Origin of the sequence: Streptomyces daghestanicus, assembly GCF_020521275.1 — a bacterium.
In the GTDB taxonomy this organism is placed as follows: domain Bacteria; phylum Actinomycetota; class Actinomycetes; order Streptomycetales; family Streptomycetaceae; genus Streptomyces; species Streptomyces griseoviridis.
Map to the genome: position 1 here is coordinate 140,938 of NZ_BNDX01000002.1, position 19,213 is coordinate 160,150.

A 19,213-nucleotide genomic window follows, 5' to 3' on the forward strand; every position below is an offset into this window, starting at 1 on the left:
AGCCCCTTGCGACAAGGGCCGGCCGCGCCGTCGCCCCGCCCGCGCCGGTGACCCGTCGAGGCATTCCGTTTGGGTTTTCGGACCGTCAACCGGAAGACTGCCCCCGTGACGTCCCGTATCCCGCGCGACTCCAGGCTCCGACTCGTCCGCCCGCGACCCCTGGCCGCCGCCCCCAGAGCGATGAACCAGCGGCCCTCGCGCCGCACCGCGCCACGCCCCCCGGAGGGCACCCCCGCACGGTCGGAGCTGGCCCGCATGGCACGCGCCGTGCTGGCCGACGCCGCCCGCGTCGCCCGCTGGGCCGACGCCGCCCTCGGTCCCGGCCGGGAGAGCGGGACCGCCGACGGCAAGGCCACCCTGGCCGCCGCCACCGCCGAACGCGCGGGCCGCGACCTGGGCCTGACCGCGGCTCAGGTCCGCGCCGACTGGGACATCGCCCGCCTCGCCGGACTGGTCGAGGTGCACGGCGACAACGCCCGCCCCGGCTGGCGGCTGCGCGCCTGGGACCGGGACGACAGCGCCGTCCTGCGCGGCTGGGTCGCCCTCTTCGACGCCTGGTCGCTCGCCCACCCCGAGGCCGCCGACCAGGAGCCCGCCGCCGTCGCCGAGGTCGTCTCGGCCATGCCCCAGGTGCTCTCCTTCCTCCACCTGTCCGCCGGCCCGGTACCCGTCGCCCAGCTCCTCGACCTCCTCCAGCAGCGCGTCACCGAACTGCGCACCGAACGCTGCGAGGTCCCCTACGACGGCCCCCTGTCCGACCCCCCGAAGCAGCGGCCCGACAGCGCCGACGACACCGCGCTCGCCCCGCTCCTCGACTGGGCCCTCGGCGCCCTCGCCTCCGTGGGCGCCCTCACCTACGGCGGCGGCCAGGCCACCCTCACCCCGCTCGGCAACTGGGCGGTCTGGGTCAAGCTGGAGCAGATCTGCGTCGCCGCGCAGAGCCCCGCCGGCAACATCGAGCAGGGCGCCGAGGACATGCTGCGCGGCTGCGCCCAGCTCCGCCCCAACGCGGCCCGCGCCGAGTACCGCGCCTGGCTCGCCGCCCGCCCCGTGGGCAGCGCCGTCACCGAGCTGCTCCAGGCCGCCCGCGGCGAGGACGCCCTGCTGCGCGGCCTGGCCTTCGAGGCGCTGCGCGTCGTCGGCGCCCCCGCCGAGCCCGACGTACGGGCCGTGCTGGAGGAGCCGACGCTGCGGCCGTACGCGCTGCTGTGGCTGGCCGAGCACGACGGCGTCGACCCCGAGGACGCGCACGAGGTCCTCACCCGCGAGGAGGCCACCTGGCTGTGGGTCGACACCGCCGCCGCCGTCGCCGACCACGGCGAGGCCCCGCTGCTGGTGCGGCACCTGGAGGCGGCCGTCCAGCCCACCGTCCCGATGCTGCTGGAGGAGGTCCAGGCGGTCGGGCACCCCCGGACCGTGCAGGTCCTGGTGGCGCTGGCCGCCGCCCACCCCGACCCGGCCCTGGCCAAGGCCGTGCGCCGGGCCGCCTTCCAGGTGCACACGGGAGGCAGCTGACGGGCCGCGGGGCGGCCGGGCGGGGCCGGGCGCGGGGACGGCAGCACCGGAAAAAGTGGTTGCACGGCACCGTTAGACTGGCCCCATGGCCATTCTCCTCGCGCATTAGACGGCGGGCACGTCCTCAGCCGCCCCTCCCGCCCCCAACCCGCCCTGGAGTCTGTCCGTGATCTCCGCCTCCGGTATCGAGCTGCGCGCCGGTGCCCGTGTCCTCATCGAGAGCGCCACCTTCCGCGTCGCCAAGGGCGACCGCATCGGCCTGGTCGGCCGCAACGGCGCCGGGAAGACGACCCTCACCAAGTGCCTGGCCGGCGAGGGCATCCCCGCCGCCGGCACCATCACCCGCTCCGGCGAGGTCGGCTACCTGCCGCAGGACCCCCGCACCGGCGACCTCGACGTCCTCGCCCGCGACCGCATCCTCTCCGCCCGCGGCCTGGACACCCTGATCCGCAAGATGCGGGAGAACGAGCAGCGCATCGCCAACGGCCAGGGCGCCACCCGCGAGAAGGCCCTGCGCCAGTACGAGCGCCAGGAGACGGAGTTCCTCACCAAGGGCGGGTACGCCGCCGAGGCCGAGGCCGCCACCATCGCCGCCGCGCTGAACCTGCCCGACCGGGTGCTCGGCCAGCCCCTGCACACCCTCTCCGGCGGCCAGCGCCGCCGCATCGAGCTGGCCCGCATCCTCTTCTCGGACGCCGACACCCTGCTCCTCGACGAGCCCACGAACCACCTCGACGCCGACTCGATCATCTGGCTGCGGGACTACCTGAAGACCTACCGCGGCGGCTTCATCGTGATCTCCCACGACGTCGACCTGGTCGAGACGGTCGTCAACAAGGTGTTCTACCTGGACGCCAACCGCGCCCAGATCGACATCTACAACATGGGCTGGAAGCTCTACCAGCAGCAGCGCGAGGCCGACGAGAAGCGCCGCAAGCGCGAGCGCGCCAACGCCGAGAAGAAGGCCGCCGCCCTGCACTCGCAGGCCGACAAGATGCGCGCCAAGGCCACCAAGACGGTCGCCGCGCAGAACATGGCGCGCCGCGCGGACAAGCTGCTCAGCGGACTGGAGGCGGTCCGCCAGTCCGACAAGGTCGCCAAGCTCCGCTTCCCCGAGCCCGCGCCCTGCGGCAAGACCCCGCTGATGGCCGAGGGCCTGTCGAAGTCCTACGGCTCGCTGGAGATCTTCACCGACGTCGACCTGGCCATCGACAAGGGTTCCCGCGTCGTCATCCTCGGGCTCAACGGCGCCGGCAAGACCACCCTGCTGCGCCTGCTCGGCGGCGTCGAGCAGCCCGACACCGGCAAGGTCGTCCCCGGCCACGGCCTCAAGCTCGGCTACTACGCGCAGGAGCACGAGACCCTCGACCCCGGGCGCACGGTCCTGGAGAACATGCGCTCCGCCGCCCCCGACATGGACCTGGTCGAGGTCCGCAAGGTGCTCGGCTCGTTCCTGTTCTCCGGTGACGACGTCGACAAGCCGGCCGGGGTCCTCTCCGGCGGCGAGAAGACCCGCCTCGCCCTGGCCACCCTCGTGGTGTCCTCGGCCAACGTGCTGCTGCTCGACGAGCCGACCAACAACCTCGACCCGGCCAGCCGCGAGGAGATCCTCGGCGCGCTGCGCACCTACAAGGGCGCCGTCGTCCTCGTCACCCACGACGAGGGCGCCGTCGAGGCGCTCCAGCCGGAGCGGATCATCCTGCTGCCGGACGGGGTCGAGGACCTCTGGGGCGCCGACTACGCGGATCTCGTCGCCCTCGCTTGATCGAATGGATGATCCACGGCGTATGGATCATTCGGCCGATCCGTGATCCACCATCTGTGTGAGATCTCCTCGTACCGAGGTGTGTCCTGCATCGATTTCGCGGCCGAGCCGCCCCTCCCGGGCGGCTCGGCCGTTTCGCCTTTCTGACCAGCGTCTTTCCCGGACGTACCCGTTCGGGTGTACGGACGCGAACTCTTGGAATCCGGGCTTCCGCTTGTGGGGACACGCTCCTGTCGTCACATCTCTGTCTCATCGACCTTGCCGAATGGGTGGCCATCGGGGCCCGGAGGGGTGATCATGAGGAGACCAGAGCGCACTTCCCATGAGGAGGCACGGGTGGCCGAGACTCTGAAGAAGGGCAGCCGGGTGACCGGCGCCGCGCGCGACAAGCTCGCGGCAGACCTGAAGAAGAAGTACGACGCCGGTGCGAGCATCCGGGCGTTGGCCGAGGAGACCGGCCGCTCGTATGGCTTTGTGCACCGCATGCTCAGTGAGTCGGGCGTCACGCTCCGAGGGCGTGGCGGGGCGACCCGGGGCAAAAAGGCCACACCGGCCTGATTTCCCCGGGCGGCCCCTCGGCTCTTCCGATGGTGGCCACCCGGTCGGACGCATGACCGACCGGGTGGTTACTGTGCAGTCACTTACGTGCGCCGTACGGATGTCCGTACGGCATACCAGGCCGACCGCACCCATCGGAGGCGCCTCATGGCTGCACAGGATCCCGTACTCGACCAGGACGGCGTACGGCTCACCGTCGACGACGCGATCGCCACGGTGACGCTGACCAACCCGGCCAAGCGCAACGCGCAGAGCCCCGCCCTGTGGCGGGCGCTCACCGAGGCCGGGCGGCGGCTGCCGGGCTCCGTGCAGGTCGTCGTGCTGCGGGCCGAGGGCAAGTCGTTCTCGGCGGGACTCGACCGGCAGGCGTTCACGCCCGAGGGCTTCGAAGGCGAGCCGTCGTTCCTGGACCTCGCGCGCGGCAGCGACACCGAACTGGACGCGGCCATCGCCGAGTACCAGGAGGGGTTCACCTGGTGGCGGCGCGGCGACATCCTGTCGATCGCCGCCGTCCAGGGGCACGCCATCGGTGCCGGATTCCAGCTCGCTCTCGCCTGTGACCTGCGGGTGGTCGCCGACGACGTGCAGTTCGCCATGCGCGAGACCTCGCTCGGTCTCGTCCCCGACCTGACGGGCACCCATCCGCTCGTCGGCCTCGTCGGATACGCGCGCGCCCTGGAGATCTGCGTGACCGGGCGGTTCGTCCTGGCCGAGGAGGCCGTCTCCAGCGGGTTGGCCAGCCTCGCCGTGCCGGGCGACCAGCTCGACGGCGCCGTACGCGATCTCGCCTCCGCGGTGCTGGCGGCGCCGCGCGACGCCGTGATCGAGACGAAGACGCTGCTCCAGGGCGCCCTGTCCCGGGACTTCGAGGCGCAGCGCCGGGCCGAGCGGGCCGCGCAGGCACGCCGCCTGCGGGACCTGGCCGGCCTCGGCGAGTAACCGGACGCCCCGTGCCCTGGAGGGACGTGCGCCGCACGTCCCCGAAGGGGCGCCGGGAACCGCGCCACCAGCCGCGACGTACCCGCACCCACCGAGGAACCCGTCCCGCCCCGGTCAGTCGACGGCAGTCACCAGTACCGCCACGGACGGGTGGTCCGGCAACGCCTCCGCCACCGCGGCACGGACGCGCCGGGCCACCTCCACCGTGCGGTGCCGTCCGTCCACCGCGCACTCCACCCGCACGTGCCGCCGGGCCAGCGCCGCCGCCCCCTCCTCCGGCGCCGAGAGGTGCACGGCACGCCCCGGTCCGGTCAGCCGGGTCACGCCCTCGACCGCCAGCGCGGCCCGGCCCGCCCGTCCTTCGTCGCCGTCCTGCCGGGCCGCCTCCGCCGGCGGCTCCTCCGGCCGCGGCGACGGGGCGGCAGCCTCTTCCGAAGCCGCCTCAAACAGGTCCGTCACCCGCAGGTCCACCTCCGTGACCAGCAGGCCGAGCCGCAGCTCCGCCGCCTCGGCCAGCGTGGCACGCACCCGGGCGGCCACCGCGGGCAGCGGCTCCGCCGCCGTCGCCGTCAGCTCCGCCGTCACCCGCAGCGGCCCCGGCGGCAGGGCGCTCGGCGGCGGCGGTACGGCGGGCTCGGCCGCCGCCTCCGGATCGGCGGGCGCGATCCGCAGGCGGTCCAGGGCCACGCCCGGCAGGGCCGCCGCCACCGCCAGCAGCACCTCGCGCGCCGCCCGCTCCGCGATCCAGGCGCCGTCCCGCGCGCCGCCCAGGGGCAGGAACCTGCCCAGCCCCAGCTGCTCCCGTACTGTCCGTGTCCACCGGTCGGCCGTCGTCATTCGTCCAGCCTGCCGCATCCCCGGCGCGCGAGCGCGCAAACACACTTAACGTGGGTCACAGGACGACGACGACCGAAAGGGACGTACGGCGATGAGTGAGACAACGGAGAGCAACCGGCCCGGCCGGGACATCGGCGCCGAGGGCCTGAGCAGGGGGCAGTCGGTCCGGCGGGGCGGGGGAGACCCCGGCAGCCGCGGCCGGACCACCATCGCGGACGGCGTGGTGGAGAAGATCACCGGAATGGCGGCCCGCGACGTGGTGGGTGTGCACGCCATGGGCAGCGGGATGTCCCGCACCTTCGGGGCCGTCCGGGACCGGGTGCCCGGCGGGTCCAAGTCGTCCGGTGTGACACGCGGGGTGAAGGCCGAGGTCGGCGAGAAGCAGACCGCCCTCGACCTGGAGATCGTCGTCGAGTACGGCGTGTCGATCTCGGACGTGGCCCGCGATGTGCGGGAGAACGTCGTGGCGGCGGTGGAGCGGATGACCGGACTGGAGGTCGTCGAGGTCAACATCGCGGTCAGCGACGTCAAACTGCCCGACGAAGAGGACGAGGACCAGCCGGAACCGCGGCTCCAGTGAGACGGCCCCGCTGCCCCGGACGTGAGGAGAGCGCACCATGAACATGGCCGTGGTCGGCATGATCGCCGGCATGGCACTGGGCTTCGCCGGATACTTCGGCGGATTCGGGGCCTTCCTGCTGGTGGCCGCCCTGGGCGCCGTCGGCTTCGTCGTCGGCCGGTTCCTGGAGGGCGACATGGAACCGGGCGACTTCTTCCGCAGCCGCGACGACCGCCGGCGGTGACCGGCGTGAGCGGCACGGCCACCGAGCCGCGCGTGGACGGGGACGCCGTCCCGCCCGGCGAGCGCGGCGCCACGCGGATCGCCGACCGGGTCGTCGCCAAGATCGCCGCGCAGGCGGCGCGCGAGGCGGTCGGCACCCTGCCGCCGGACGCCGAGCACCCCCACGCGAGCGTCGTGGTGCGGCACGGTGTCGTCCGGGTCCGGGTCCACGTGGAACTCGACTACCCCTGCGACGTCGGCGCCCGCTGCGGCCGGGTGCGGCACCACGTCAGCGAACGGGTGAGCACCTTGACGGGCATGAAGGTGCCGGAGGTCGCCGTACGGGTGGAGCGGCTCCACCCGGCGGCGGAGTACGGCGCGGCACAGGGAAGGACGCGATGAGCGAACCCACCGAGCCCACCGAGCCCACCGGACCCGCCGGGACCGGACCCACCGGACCCACCGGACCCCCCGGAGCCGCCGGACCGGCCGAGTCCACCGGGCCCCAGGGCAGCACCGTCCGGTCGCCCGTCCTGGAGAAGGGGACCGGAACGGCACCGCGGGAACCGCAGCCCGCCCCGGAGAACGCCGGCCGGGCCCACCGGTTCTGGTCCGCGCGACGCGTCCCGGCGGGCATCGTCGCCCTGCTGCTCCTCGCCCTCGCGGGCCTGTTCCTGTACGACATCGTCGCCGTGCGCGCGGACCGGCCCGGCATGAGCTGGCGCCGCGAACTGGCCCGGCAGCTCGCGCGGCGGCCCCTCGACGACATCTGGGTGCTGGTCGGCGCGGGCGTCGCCACCGCGCTGGGCCTGTGGCTCCTGCTGCTGGCCCTCACCCCGGGCCTGCGCGCGGTCCTGCCGATGCGCCGCACGCACCCCGACGTCCGGGCCGGGCTGCACCGGGACGCCGCCGCGACGGTGCTGCGCGACCGGGCCATGGAGGTGGCCGGCGTGCAGTCGGCCAAGGTCCGCGCCCGCCGGTCCGGGGCCAAGGTCCGCGCGGTGGCGCACTTCCGCGAACTGGACGACGTACGCACCGATCTGGACACCGCCCTCGGCGACACGGTGCGGGGGCTGGGCCTGGCCCGGCCGCCCCGGCTGTCGGTGAAGGTGCGGCGGCCCGGACGGAAGGGATGACCACCGTGCTCAGGACCGTGAACCGGGTGCTGCTCGCCCTTGTCGGCCTCGTCCTGCTGGTCCTCGGCGGCTCGGTGCTGGCCGTCGGGCTCGGGGCGAAGCCGCCCTCCTGGTGGATCCACGACTCCCGCCACGACGTGCTGCTCAGCACCGCCGAGCGGACCAAGTGGCGGGGCGAGGGCTGGTGGTGGCCGGTCGTGATCGCCGCGCTCGCCGTCCTGCTGCTGCTCGCCCTGTGGTGGCTGGTCGCGGCCCTGCGCCGGCGCCGGCTCGGCGAGGTCCTCGTCGACACCGGCGACGGCGACGGCGCGGTGCTGCGCGGCCGGGCCCTGGAGGACGCCCTCGCCGCGGAGGCCGGCCGGCTCGACGGCGTCGACCGTGCCGACGCGCGGCTCACCGGGCGCCGCAGCGCGCCCAGGGCGAGGGTACGGCTCCGGCTGGAACCGCACGTCGACCCCGGCACCGCCCTCGACGGGCTGACCGGCGGCGCCCTCGCGCACGCCCGTACCTCGGCCGGCCTCGACACCCTGCCGACGGAGGTCCGCCTCAGAAGTGTCGGACACCGGGCGGAACGGGTCGGCTGACGGGCGGACGGACCGCCCGGGGCCGCTCAGAAGCCGTGCCGTACCCCGCCGTCCACCGGCACCATCACGCCGGTGATGTAGGAGGCGGCCGGGGAGAGCAGGAACGCCGCCGCGCGGCCGAACTCCTCGGGCGTGCCGTACCGGCGCAGCGGGATGCGGGACTCGGCCGCCGTACGGGTGGCCTGCGGGTCGGCGGAGAGGCCGTCCAGCTCGCGTACCCGGTCGGTGTCGATGCGGCCCGGCAGCACGCCCACCACGCGGATGCCGTGCGGGCCCAGTTCGTCGCCGAGGGACTTGGCGAAGCCGGCCAGCCCCGGCCGCAGCCCGTTGGAGACGGTGAGCCCCGGGATCGGCTCGTGCACCGAGCCGGACAGCACGAAGCCGATGACCCCGCCCTCGCCCAGCTCGGACGCCGCCGCGCGGGCCAGGCGCACCGCGCCGAGGAAGACCGACTCGAACGCCGCCTGCCACTGCTCGTCGGTGATGTCGGCGACGAACCCGGCGGGCGGCCCGCCCACGCTGATCAGCACGCCGTCGAACCGCCCGAAGCGCTCCCGGGCGGTGGCGATGAGCCGTCCGGCCGCCGCCGGGTCGGCGTTGTCGACGGCCACCCCGGCCGCGTCCGGGCCGAGCGCGGCGGCGGCCTCGGCGACGCTCTTCTCGTCCCGGCCGCTGACGACCACCTTCGCCCCGTCGGCCACCAGGGCGCGCGCGGTCGCGTTGCCCAGGCCCCGGGTGGCTCCGGTGACGACGTACACCCGGTCCCTCAGTCCAAGATCCATGGCTTCTATCCTGCCTCGTCGTCACCGGTCAGGGCGAGGGCCGTGTGCACCAGGCCGATGTGGCTGAACGCCTGCGGGAAGTTGCCGAGCTGCCGGCCGGCCACCGGGTCGTACTCCTCCGCCAGCAGGCCCACGTCGTTGGCGAGGCCCAGCAGCCGTTCGAACAGCTCCCGCGCCTCCTTGGTGCGGCCCGTCATGTGCAGGGCGTCCGCCAGCCAGAACGAGCAGACCAGGAAGGTGCCCTCACCGCCGGGCAGGCCGTCGACCTCGCTCTGAGCGGTGCTGTACCGCTGCACCAGGCCGTCGCGGGTCAGTTCGCGGGAGACGGCGTCGATGGTGCCGGTCACCCGGGGGTCGTCCGGAGGCAGGAAGCCGACGCGGGGGATGAACAGCAGAGCGGCGTCCAGTTCGCGGGAGCCGTAGTACTGGGTGAAGGTGTTGCGTTCGGGGTCGTAGCCCTTCTCGCAGACCTCCCGGTGGATCTCGTCGCGCAGCGCGCGCCAGCCCGCCAGGTCGCCGCCCAGCTCCGGCTCCGCCTCCAGGGTGCGCACCGCCCGGTCGGCCGCGACCCACGCCATCACCTTGGAGTGCACGAACGGGCGGCGTCCGCCGCGCACCTCCCACAGCCCCTCGTCGGGGCGGCGCCACGCGGTGCGCAGGAACTCCAGCAGGGCCCGCTGCAGCTCCCACATCTGCGGTACCCCGGGCATCCCGGCGGCACGGGCCAGCGCCAGGGTGTCCATCACCTCGCCGAACACGTCGAGCTGGAGCTGGTTCACCGCGTCGTTGCCGATCCGCACCGGCCGGGACCCGGCGAAGCCGGACAGCCAGGGCAGCTCGGACTCGGGCAGCCGGCGCTCACCGGCGAGGCCGTACATGATCTGGAGGTCGGCGGGGGAGCCGGCGACCGCGCGCAGCAGCCAGTCGCGCCACGCCTCCGCCTCGTCCGTGTACCCGGCGGCCAGCAGCGCGGCCAGGGTGAGGGTGGAGTCGCGCAGCCAGCAGTGCCGGTAGTCCCAGTTGCGCACCCCGCCCGGCTCCTCGGGCAGCGAGGTGGTGGCCGCGGCCACGATGCCGCCGGTCGGCTTGTACGTCAGCGCCTTGAGGGTGATCAGGGAACGGACGACCGCGTCCCGGTAGGGGCCGTCGTAGCGGCAGCGGGCGGCCCAGGCCCGCCAGTCGGCGACGCTGTGCTCCAGCGCCTCGTACGGGTCGACCAGCGGGGGCCGGGGCTCGTGCGAGGGGTGCCAGGTGAGGACGAAGGCGACCTTCTCACCCGCCTTGACGGTGAACTCGGAGTGCGTGCCGTAGTCCTCGCCCCAGGTGGGCACCTCCGGCTCGCTGCGCAGCCACGCCGAGTCCGGCCCGGCCACCGCCACCCGGTGCCCGTCGCTGCGGCGCACCCAGGGAACGACGGAGCCGTAGTCGAAGCGCAGCCGCAGGGTGCTGCGCACGGTCACCTCGCCGCTCAGCCCCTCCACGATCCGCACCAGGTCGGGGGCGCGGTCGCGCTGCGGCATCAGGTCGGTGACCCGGACCGCGCCGCCGTCCGTCTCCCACTCGGTGTCCAGGACCAGGGTGTCGCGGCGGTAGGCCCGCCGGGCGCAGCGCCCGGCGCCCCGGGGCGCGATCCGCCAGTGGCCGTTCTCCTCGTCGCCGAGCAGCCGGGCGAAGCAGGCGGCGGAGTCGAACCGGGGCAGGCACAGCCAGTCCACGGAACCGTCGGCGGAGACCAGGGCGGCGGTCTGCTCGTCGCCGATGAGCGCGTAGTCCTCGATACGGGGATGCACGGGAACCGTCTGCCCAGGAGGGGGTACGGCAATCAGGGCTCCGGTGCCCGCGCTACACCGCCGCCGGTTCCGCCTCCGCGGCGTCGTCCGCGGTGTCCGTCGCGTCGGCGCGGTCGCGGGCCTCGCGGCGGACCAGGAACCACCAGCCGACCGGGACGGCGGCGGAGAACAGCCACCACTGGATCGCGTACGCGAAGTTCAGCGCGGCGTCCTCGTCGCCCGGCCGGCCGATCAGCTCGGGGGTGCCGTCCTTCGGCTCCGGCGTGGTCAGCACGATGTAGCCGCCGAGCACCGACGCGTCCAGGCGTTCGGCCTCCCGCGCGCTGTCGATCAGCATGACCTGCCGGTCGGGGAGGCCCTTGAGGTTCTTGATGCCGCTCGCCTCGGTCGTCTCGTCGGGCATCATCCGCCCGGTGACGGTGACCTCGCCGGAGGGCGGCGCGGGGACCTCCGGGTACTCGGTCTGGCTGGGGCCGTCCGCGGGGATCCAGCCCCGGTTGACCAGCAGCACCTTGCCGTCGTCCAGGACGAACGGGGTGAGCACGTGGTAGCCGACCTCGTCGTCGGCGTTGGTGCGGCGCCGGACGACGACCTCGCCGGCGGTGTCGAAGCGGCCCGTCGCGGTCACCGAGCGGTACCGCTCGGCCGAGGTGATCCTCTTGCCCGGTGAGGTCAGCCGCTCCACCGGGACCGGGTCGGCGTCGAGCGCCTCGGCCACCAGGTCGTTGCGGGCGGTGCGCTCCTCGTAGCGGTGCATCTGCCAGAAGCCCAGCTCGATCATCGTGGGGATGAGAAGCAGGGCGATCAGCGTCAGGATCACCCACTGCCGGGACAACAGGAAGCGGTACACCCCACGACCGTACAACTCGGTCGTGGGGCGAGTGCGGGCGGGTGCGGGTCCGGGGGGGCCGCCGCGCCCCCGTCACACCTTGTCGACGACCCCCGTCCTGCCCTCCGCGCGGGCGCAGTGCGCGCCGCAGTACCAGTGGCCGTCGACCTCCGCGCCCTGCCCGATGATCTGCACCCGGCAGTGCTCGCAGATGGGGGCCATGCGGTGGATCGCGCAGGCGAAGCAGTCGAACACGTGGACCGCTCCCTGCGCGTGGACCTCGAAGCTCATGCCGTAGTTGTTGCCGCAGACTTCACATGTCGCCATGGGCCACAGGGTGAGCCGTCGCCAGGGAGGGGGCGAGCGGACGGCGGGCGAGTCGCCCGGCTTTCACCCCCGATGTCACACCGTCGTACGAATCAGCTGTCGGCCGGGGCGACGTCCCGCAGCAGCTGCCCGAACGCCGCCTCGTCCACCACCGGCGTCCCGAACTGCCGGGCCTTGACCACTTTGGAGGTGCCCGAGTCGGGGTCGTTGGTGACGAGCAGGCTGGTCAGCCGGGACAGGCTCGTGGCGACGTGCAGGCCGGCCTCGGTCGCGCGGTCCTCCAGCAGCTCCCGCTCGGTCGAGGTGTCACCCGAGAAGGCGACCCGCATGCCCTGTTTGAGCGGTTTGCCGACTTCGTACCGGCCCGGATTGGGGTACGGGCAGGCCGGCCGCTTGCGGGCGGGGCGCCAGCTCCCCGCCGCCCGGTAGCCGCCGCCGGAGCCCGCCTGGCGCCCGATGCGGGCCGCCGGACGGTCCGCCCACTCGGTCAGCGGCCGGCACTCCTGGAGCGGCAGCCGGACGCTGCCCGCCGCCGCGGCGTGCAGGCTCGGCCGGAACGCCTCCGCGAGCACCCGCGCGTCGTCCAGCGCGTGGTGCGCCCGCCGCTGCACCACCCCGAAGTGCGCGGCGAGCGACTCCAGCTTGTGGTTGGGCAGCGGCAGCGCCAGTTCCTTGGCGAGCGCGATGGTGCACAGCCGCTGGCGCACCGGCGCCTCGCGCCGCGCCCGCGCGTACTCGCGGGCGATCATCTGCCAGTCGAAGACGGCGTTGTGCGCGACCAGCACCCGGCCGTCGAGCCGGGCCGCGAACTCCTCGGCGACGTCCCCGAAGAGCGGCGCCCCTTCGAGCACGTCACTGGTCAGGCCGTGTATCCACACGGGCCCCGGGTCCCGCTCCGGATTGACCAGCGTGTACCAGTGGTCCTCGACCGCGCCGCGCGCGTCCAGACGGTAGACGGCCGCCGAGATGATGCGGTCGTCGCGGGCCAGGCCGGTGGTCTCCACGTCAACGACCGCGTATCCCCGCGGATACGCGGCCGGCCACACCGTGGGGGAGGACGCTGCTGCGATCGTCCGGTCTTCGAGCATGGTCCCAGAGGATACGGGCCGCGACTGACAGTCCCGTCCCGCAGGGGTCCCGCGCGCCCGGGCGCCGGGCGTCCCCGCCGGACAACCGCTCCGGGAAGTACGGGACTTGACGAGCGGGCTCACCAGCGGATCGGCACCGGAAGGGCCGTCAGCAGCCCGGAGACGGCGACCACCAGGGCGAGCACCGCGACCTCGGCCCGCGCGGGGGAGCAGGCGGCCAGCGGATCGGCCGCGCGGCCCAGCCGGACCCGCGCCCACAGGGCCAGCGCCGCCACGGCCGCCACCACGAGCACCTTGGCGAGCAGCACCCGCCCGTACGCGGTGTCCGTCAGCTGCTCCAGGACCGTGCCCGGTGGCATCCGGCGCAGCGAACTGCACACCCCGGTCGCCGTGATGACGGCCAGCAGCACCGCCGCCACGCGCGCGTACAGCCCCAGCAGCGCGGGCCCCGCCCCGGACCCCCGCCACCGGCCCAGCGTCCGCAGCACGTGCAGCAGACCGCCCACCCACAGGGAGGCGCAGGTCAGGTGGAGCAGGGTCAGGCCGGAGCCCAGCAGCGGCGTGTGCTCGTCCGGCGGGTGCGCGCGCAGCGCCTCGGCCACCACCACCGCGGCCAGCGGCCACACCTGGGTGCCCGGCCGCCGGGAGGCGGCGCACAGCCCGGCCACCAGGAACGCGTTGACCTCCAGCAGCGCGAGCCTGCCCTCCCGGGAGGAGTACAGCCCGCCGAGGTCCAGGCCGGTGAGGGAGCCCGGTGCCAGATTGCCGGCGGCCACCACCGAGGCCAGCCCCAGCGCGGCGGCGAAACCGGCCGCCGCCGCGTACGGCGACCAGCTGCGCGGCGCGAGCGGCGGAGCGCCGTCCAGCCGGCGGGCCAGCCGCCCGGCGAAGAGTTCGCCCACCGGGACGGCCAGCGCCGCGAACAGGACCGTCCGCAGCAGCGCGATGCCCCCGGTGCCGGGCGCCGCGGCCTCCCCGGTGCCGGCCAGCGCCGGGGCCGGGCCGAGCAGCGGGACGAGCGCCGCCAGCGCCACGAGCACGAGGACGGCCACGGCCCGGCCGTTGCCGGAGCGCGGGCGCGCGTGCCCGCGGGGCCGGGCCGACGGGGGCGTGGGTCGTATGAGGGTCACCCGGAAATCTTCACCAGTCATCCCATGACCGGGCAACTTCACGGGACGACCGGCGTACGGCGCACGCCCCCGGCGCGTCGGCCTACTTGGTGACCGCGTCCAGCGCGTCCGCCGTGCCCCAGCCGTAGAAGCCGTTGCGGTTCTTGCCGCCCTCGCAGACCGCGTCGACCTTGCCGTCGCCGTCGATGTCGTACGGCTTGGTGCACGGCGTCGCGTCGGCCTGGGCGTACAGCAGCGCCTTCACCTGGGCGGGCGTGGCGCGCGGGTGGGTGGACTTGATGAGCGCGGCGACGCCCGCGACGTGCGGCGACGCCATCGACGTACCGGCCATGTAGCCCCACTTGCCGCCGGGCAGCGTGCCCAGGATCAGGCCGCTGGTGGCGGGCGGCGCCGGGGTCTGGTACGCCGTCGAGTCGCCGCCGGGCGCGGCGATGTCGATGACGCCGAGGCCGTAGTTGGAGAAGGACGACTTGATGCCCTTGGCGCCGGTCGCGGCGGTGGTGACGACACCCGGCAGCTGGGTCGGGATGTCGTAGCACTCGGACGGGTCGATCACCCGGTCGGAGGGCGTGGTGTCGTTGGGGGAGGACGGGTCGGTGATCTCGTCGGCGGCGAGGTCGTACTCCTCGTTGCCGGCCGCGGCCACGTTGACCGCGCCCTTGCGCTCCGCGTAGGAGGAGGCCCGGCGGACGGCCTCGACCAGGGCCTTCTGGTCCGGGTCGTCCTTGCAGTTGAAGTACCACGGGTCGGTGTAGTAGCTGTTGTTGGTCACCTCGACGCCGTGCTCGGCCGCCCACATGAACCCGCAGACCACGGCCTCGGTGTAGAAGAACCCGGCGGTCGTGGACACCTTGATGCCGGACACCTTGACGCCCGGCGCGACGCCCGTCATGCCGACGCCGTTCTTGGCGGCGGCGATCTCACCGGCCACGTGGGTGCCGTGCGGGGACTCCTCGGCGGTGGGCCGCCAGGCGCCGTCGGTGGTGTCCGGCTTGCCGGAGACGCAGTTGACGGACGCGGCCCGGTCGAAGTTCGGGGCGATGTCCGGGTGGGTGTCGTCCACGCCGGTGTCGATGACCGCGACCGTCACCTTGCTGCTGCCGAGTGACTTCTCGTGCGCCTTGTCCGCCTTGATGGCCGGCAGGTCCCACTGGAGGGACTCCAGCGGGTCCTGGCCCTCGGCGGCCTCGGCCGCGGCGGCCTCGGTGGCGCTGAGCACCTTCGGCGTGCCCACGTCGGTGGTGGCGGCCGAGGGCAGCGGGGCGGTGCGGGTGGCGCCCGCCGACTGCACGCCGCGCGCCGTGCGGACGGTCTTGGCGAAGTCCGGGTTCGAGGAGTGGACGACGACGACACCGATCCGGTCGTAGGACGTCACGATCGTGCCGCCGGCCTCGGCTATCGCGCGCCGGACGGTGGCCGACGGCGCCTTGCCCGCCTTGACGTTGACGACGTAGCTGAGCGAGGTCGCGTCGGCGGAGACCGACGGGGCGTCGGCCGCGACGGCCTGGACGTTCGGCAGGAAGGCCAGCGCGGTGGCCATGGCCATGCCGACGGGGAGGGCCACGGCGCGGCGGTGGCGGGAGAGGGACCGAGTCATGTGCGAGATCTCCAGTCGAGTTCCGAGTGCTGACGTGCGGGTGCCAGGTCCGGACGGGCCGGGGAGCGGGAGTGCGGAGGCCAGGGCACGGTTCCGGCGCGCGGACGAGCCATGGGGTCTCCACAACTTCTCGAAACGGGCCTGCCCGAGACACGGTGGTGCTCGGGCAGGTACATGTCGGGTGGTGCAGGGTGAAGCTATCTCCCGAAGTCGCTGGTCAGCAATGCTTTCCCCGAAGTCGCTCCGGGCAGGCCCGAGCGGCACCGGAAAAGTGCGGGGCAGGTTTGAACCGGGTCCGGGGCGGCGCCGTGTCGTTGGTCAGGGAGCACGAGCACGATCAGCCCCCGACCGATAGGTACAGCAGTCATGTCCGTCGTACGAGGAGAATCCGTGGCCACCGACGCACCGCCCCCCTCGCAGGAACAACACCGGCTGCCCTCCGCCGAGGAGTTCAACGAGGTGCAGCAGAGCGCGGAGTTCGGTGAACTGCGCCGTTCCTTCCGCTCCTTCGCCTTCCCGCTGACGATCGCCTTCGTCCTCTGGTACCTGCTCTACGTGCTGCTGTCGAACTACGCGGGCGGCTTCATGGGCACCGAGCTGTTCGGCAACATCAACGTGGCGTTCGTCTTCGGCATCGCCCAGTTCGTCACCACGTTCCTCATCGCCTGGTGGTACTCGCGGTACGCCGCCGCGAAGCTCGACCCCAAGGCCGAGGCCATCAAGTCCCGGATGGAGGGCGGCGCATGAGCCCCGCGCAGCACACGTTCCTGGCGGCCAACGAGGCCAGTGAGCACCGGCCGCTGATCATCAGCCTCTTCGCGGTGTTCGTCCTCGCCACCCTCGTCATCACCGTCTGGGCGGGCCGGCAGACCAAGGACGCCGCCGACTTCTACGCGGGCGGCCGCCAGTTCAGCGCCTTCCAGAACGGCCTGGCCGTCTCGGGCGACTACATGTCCGCCGCGTCCTTCCTCGGTATCGCCGGCGCCATCGCCATCTTCGGCTACGACGGCTTCCTGTACTCCATCGGCTTCCTGGTCGCCTGGCTGGTGGCCCTGCTGCTGGTCGCCGAGCCGCTCCGGAACTCCGGCCGTTACACCATGGGCGACGTCCTCGCCTACCGGATGCGCCAGCGCCCGGTGCGGACCGCCGCCGGCACCTCCACCATCGTCGTGTCGATCTTCTACCTGCTGGCCCAGATGGCGGGTGCCGGCGTCCTGGTCTCCCTGCTGCTCGGCATCACCTCCGACGCGGGCAAGGTCCTCATCGTCGCCCTGGTCGGCCTGCTGATGATCGTGTACGTCTCCATCGGCGGCATGAAGGGGACGACCTGGGTCCAGATGGTCAAGGCGGTGCTGCTGATCGGCGGCACCATCCTGATCACCTTCCTGGTACTGCTGAAGTTCGACTTCAACATCTCCGACCTGCTCGGCACCGCCGCCGAGAACAGCGGCAAGGGCGCCGCCTTCCTGGAGCCCGGCCTCCAGTACGGCGCGACCGGCACCACCAAGCTGGACTTCATCTCCCTCGGCATCGCCCTGGTCCTCGGCACCGCCGGCCTGCCGCACATCCTGATCCGCTTCTACACCGTGCCCAACGCCAAGGCCGCCCGTAAGTCGGTGAACTGGGCGATCGGCATCATCGGTGTCTTCTACCTGATGACCATCGCGCTCGGTTTCGGCGCGGCGGCCCTGATCTCGCAGAAGGAGATCACCGACTCCAACCCGTCCGGCAACACCGCCGCCCCGCTGCTCGCCCTGCACGTCGGCGGCGTCGACTCGGCGTGGGGCGCGATCCTGCTCGCCGTGATCTCGGCGGTGGCCTTCGCGACCATCCTCGCCGTGGTGGCCGGCCTCACCCTGGCCTCGTCCTCGTCCTTCGCGCACGACATCTACGCCAACGTCATCCGCAAGGGCCGGGCCACCGAGAAGGAGGAGATGCGGGCGGCCCGCTGGGCGACCGTCTTCATCGGCATCGTCTCCATCGCCCTGGGCGCCCTCTCCCGCGACCTGAACGTGGCCGGCCTGGTCGCCCTCGCCTTCGCGGTCGCCGCCTCCGCCAACCTGCCCACGATCCTCTACAGCCTCTTCTGGAAGCGGTTCACCACCCAGGGCGCCCTGTGGTCGATCTACGGCGGTCTGGTCGTCGCCGTCGGCCTGGTGCTCTTCTCACCGGTCGTCTCGGGCGACGCGACCTCGATGTTCCCGGACGTCGACTTCGCCTGGTTCCCGCTGAAGAACCCCGGCCTGATCTCCATCCCGTTCGGCTTCCTGATGGGCTGGCTCGGCACCCTCCTGTCGAAGGAGGAGCCGAACGCCGCCAAGTACGCCGAGCTGGAGGTCCGGTCCCTGACCGGCACCGGCGCCCACTGATCCCGTCCCGCCGGCCCGTCCCCGCCGCGGCCCCGTCGTAGCTCCCTACGACGGGGCCGCGGCACACCTCGTGGCTTCCGGCCGCTGTCGTTGTCACCGCGGTCACGTAGGCTCGAAGGCGTCGGCGGAGGGAAGGCGCTCCGCCGATCCGCGTCGAGGGAGGGGGCCCACGTGCTCATCGACACCTACGGCCGAGTGGCCACCGACCTGAGGGTCTCGCTGACCGACCGCTGCAATCTGCGGTGTACGTACTGCATGCCCGAGGAGGGCCTGCAGTGGCTGGCCAAGCCCGACCTGCTCACCGACGACGAGATCGTCCGCCTGGTCGGCATCGCGGTCACCTCCCTGGGCGTCACGGAGGTCCGCTTCACCGGCGGCGAGCCGCTGCTCCGCCCCGGCCTGGCCGGCATCGTGGAGCGCGTCGCCGCGCTCGACCCGCGCCCCCAGACGTCCCTGACCACCAACGGCATCGGGCTCAAGCGCACCGCGGCGGCCCTGAAGGCGGCGGGCCTGGACCGGGTCAACGTCTCCCTGGACACCCTCCGCCCGGACGTCTTCAAGACCCTCACCCGCCGTGACAGGCACCGGGACGTCCTGGAGGGCCTGCACGCCGCCCGCGAGGCCGGTCTGACCCCGGTCAAGGTCAACTCGGTCCTGATGCCGGGGGTCAACGACGACGAGGCCCCCGAGCTCCTCGCCTGGGCCGTGGAGCACGGCTACGAGCTGCGTTTCATCGAGCAGATGCCGCTCGACGCCCAGCACGGCTGGAAGCGCGACGGCATGGTCACCGCCGGCGACATCCTGGCCTCCCTGCGTACCCGCTTCACACTGACCGAGGAGGGCTCCGAGGAGCGCGGCTCGGCCCCCGCCGAGCGCTGGCTGGTCGACGGCGGGCCGCACCGCGTCGGTGTCATCGCCTCGGTCACCCGCCCGTTCTGCGCCGCCTGCGACCGCACCCGGCTGACCGCCGACGGCCAGGTCCGCACCTGCCTGTTCGCCCGCGAGGAGACCGACCTGCGTGCCGCCCTGCGCTCCGGCGCCCCGGACGAGGAGATCGCCCGCGTCTGGAAGCTCGCCATGTGGGGCAAGAAAGCGGGCGCCGGCCTCGACGACCCCGCCTTCGTCCAGCCGGACCGCCCGATGTCGGCGATCGGCGGCTAGCCAGGCGGGCCGGCAGGGCCTAGGC

General features: G+C 73.5%; 20 protein-coding genes. 12 read left to right on the top strand and 8 right to left on the bottom strand.

Annotated elements, in window-relative coordinates; genetic code table 11:
• Positions 1–105: 105 nt before the first annotated feature.
• The 4 genes from Sdagh_RS00750 (at position 106) to Sdagh_RS00765 (ending at position 4,777) form a co-directional block, all read left to right on the top strand.
• Positions 106–1,515, top strand: a complete 1,410-nt coding sequence (locus Sdagh_RS00750; RefSeq protein ID WP_189421728.1) for a hypothetical protein — start codon at positions 106–108, stop codon at positions 1,513–1,515.
• A gap of 166 nt (positions 1,516–1,681) precedes the next feature.
• Entirely contained in the window at positions 1,682–3,280 is a 1,599-nt protein-coding gene (locus Sdagh_RS00755) for an ABC-F family ATP-binding cassette domain-containing protein (protein WP_189421729.1), read from the top strand.
• A 336-nt stretch (positions 3,281–3,616) separates the two neighbouring features.
• Entirely contained in the window at positions 3,617–3,838 is a 222-nt protein-coding gene (locus tag Sdagh_RS00760; protein WP_189421730.1) for a helix-turn-helix domain-containing protein, read from the top strand.
• 147 nt (positions 3,839–3,985) lie between these two features.
• Positions 3,986–4,777 carry an enoyl-CoA hydratase/isomerase family protein gene (locus tag Sdagh_RS00765; protein ID WP_189421731.1) on the top strand — a complete coding sequence of 264 codons (792 nt, stop codon included), beginning with the start codon at positions 3,986–3,988 and terminating at the stop codon, positions 4,775–4,777.
• A gap of 114 nt (positions 4,778–4,891) precedes the next feature.
• Here the strand turns inward: Sdagh_RS00765 and Sdagh_RS00770 are convergent, their stop codons facing one another.
• Complete coding sequence (locus Sdagh_RS00770; RefSeq protein ID WP_189421732.1) at positions 4,892–5,614, bottom strand: nucleopolyhedrovirus P10 family protein; 723 nt, start codon at positions 5,612–5,614, stop codon at positions 4,892–4,894.
• 91 nt (positions 5,615–5,705) lie between these two features.
• Between Sdagh_RS00770 and Sdagh_RS00775 the strand changes: the two genes are divergently transcribed.
• From Sdagh_RS00775 to amaP, 5 genes are read left to right on the top strand one after another with little or no spacing between them, the layout of a single operon-like run.
• Positions 5,706–6,194 carry an Asp23/Gls24 family envelope stress response protein gene (locus Sdagh_RS00775; protein WP_189421733.1) on the top strand — a complete coding sequence of 163 codons (489 nt, stop codon included), beginning with the start codon at positions 5,706–5,708 and terminating at the stop codon, positions 6,192–6,194.
• Positions 6,195–6,231: 37 nt separating this feature from the next.
• The gene (locus Sdagh_RS00780; protein WP_189421734.1) at positions 6,232–6,417 is read left to right on the top strand and encodes a hypothetical protein; all 186 of its coding nucleotides are present in this window, start codon (positions 6,232–6,234) and stop codon (positions 6,415–6,417) included.
• Complete coding sequence (locus Sdagh_RS00785; RefSeq protein WP_189421735.1) at positions 6,414–6,797, top strand: Asp23/Gls24 family envelope stress response protein; 384 nt, start codon at positions 6,414–6,416, stop codon at positions 6,795–6,797. Before Sdagh_RS00780 ends, Sdagh_RS00785 begins: the two co-directional genes overlap by 4 nt.
• Positions 6,794–7,531 (top strand): DUF6286 domain-containing protein, encoded by a 738-nt coding sequence (locus tag Sdagh_RS00790; protein ID WP_190078031.1) that lies wholly within the window; start codon positions 6,794–6,796, stop codon positions 7,529–7,531. The genes Sdagh_RS00785 and Sdagh_RS00790 overlap by 4 nt, the downstream gene beginning before the upstream one ends.
• A complete protein-coding gene (gene amaP, locus Sdagh_RS00795; protein ID WP_190011513.1) occupies positions 7,528–8,115 on the top strand; it encodes an alkaline shock response membrane anchor protein AmaP in 588 nt (195 codons plus the stop codon). The genes Sdagh_RS00790 and amaP overlap by 4 nt, the downstream gene beginning before the upstream one ends.
• Before the next feature lie 26 nt (positions 8,116–8,141).
• Here the strand turns inward: amaP and Sdagh_RS00800 are convergent, their stop codons facing one another.
• The 7 genes from Sdagh_RS00800 to Sdagh_RS00830 form a co-directional block, all read right to left on the bottom strand.
• Positions 8,142–8,897: an SDR family oxidoreductase gene (locus Sdagh_RS00800; RefSeq protein WP_190011512.1), complete on the bottom strand. Its 756-nt coding sequence runs from the start codon at positions 8,895–8,897 to the stop codon at positions 8,142–8,144.
• A 5-nt stretch (positions 8,898–8,902) separates the two neighbouring features.
• Entirely contained in the window at positions 8,903–10,687 is a 1,785-nt protein-coding gene (locus Sdagh_RS00805; RefSeq protein WP_190011511.1) for a glycoside hydrolase family 15 protein, read from the bottom strand.
• A 52-nt stretch (positions 10,688–10,739) separates the two neighbouring features.
• Positions 10,740–11,537, bottom strand: a complete 798-nt coding sequence (locus tag Sdagh_RS00810; RefSeq protein WP_190078032.1) for an SURF1 family cytochrome oxidase biogenesis protein — start codon at positions 11,535–11,537, stop codon at positions 10,740–10,742.
• A 72-nt stretch (positions 11,538–11,609) separates the two neighbouring features.
• Complete coding sequence (locus Sdagh_RS00815) at positions 11,610–11,843, bottom strand: metallothionein (RefSeq protein ID WP_189421740.1); 234 nt, start codon at positions 11,841–11,843, stop codon at positions 11,610–11,612.
• A 92-nt stretch (positions 11,844–11,935) separates the two neighbouring features.
• Complete coding sequence (locus Sdagh_RS00820; protein WP_189421741.1) at positions 11,936–12,931, bottom strand: DEDDh family exonuclease; 996 nt, start codon at positions 12,929–12,931, stop codon at positions 11,936–11,938.
• A 119-nt stretch (positions 12,932–13,050) separates the two neighbouring features.
• Positions 13,051–14,061, bottom strand: coding sequence for a CopD family protein (locus Sdagh_RS00825; RefSeq protein ID WP_226534401.1), 1,011 nt, complete (start codon positions 14,059–14,061; stop codon positions 13,051–13,053).
• Between the two features lie 82 nt (positions 14,062–14,143).
• Positions 14,144–15,658, bottom strand: a complete 1,515-nt coding sequence (locus Sdagh_RS00830; protein WP_189421743.1) for a S8 family peptidase — start codon at positions 15,656–15,658, stop codon at positions 14,144–14,146.
• Positions 15,659–16,048: 390 nt separating this feature from the next.
• Here Sdagh_RS00830 and Sdagh_RS00835 point away from each other — a divergent pair, with 390 nt between their 5' ends.
• From Sdagh_RS00835 to moaA, 3 genes are all read left to right on the top strand, one after another.
• A complete protein-coding gene (locus Sdagh_RS00835) occupies positions 16,049–16,405 on the top strand; it encodes a DUF485 domain-containing protein (RefSeq protein ID WP_189421744.1) in 357 nt (118 codons plus the stop codon).
• The gene (locus tag Sdagh_RS00840) at positions 16,402–18,027 is read left to right on the top strand and encodes a monocarboxylic acid transporter (protein ID WP_189421745.1); all 1,626 of its coding nucleotides are present in this window, start codon (positions 16,402–16,404) and stop codon (positions 18,025–18,027) included. Before Sdagh_RS00835 ends, Sdagh_RS00840 begins: the two co-directional genes overlap by 4 nt.
• Before the next feature lie 171 nt (positions 18,028–18,198).
• On the top strand, positions 18,199–19,188 hold the full coding sequence (gene moaA / locus Sdagh_RS00845; protein ID WP_226534403.1) for a GTP 3',8-cyclase MoaA: 990 nt from the start codon (positions 18,199–18,201) through the stop codon (positions 19,186–19,188).
• Positions 19,189–19,213: the final 25 nt, after the last annotated feature.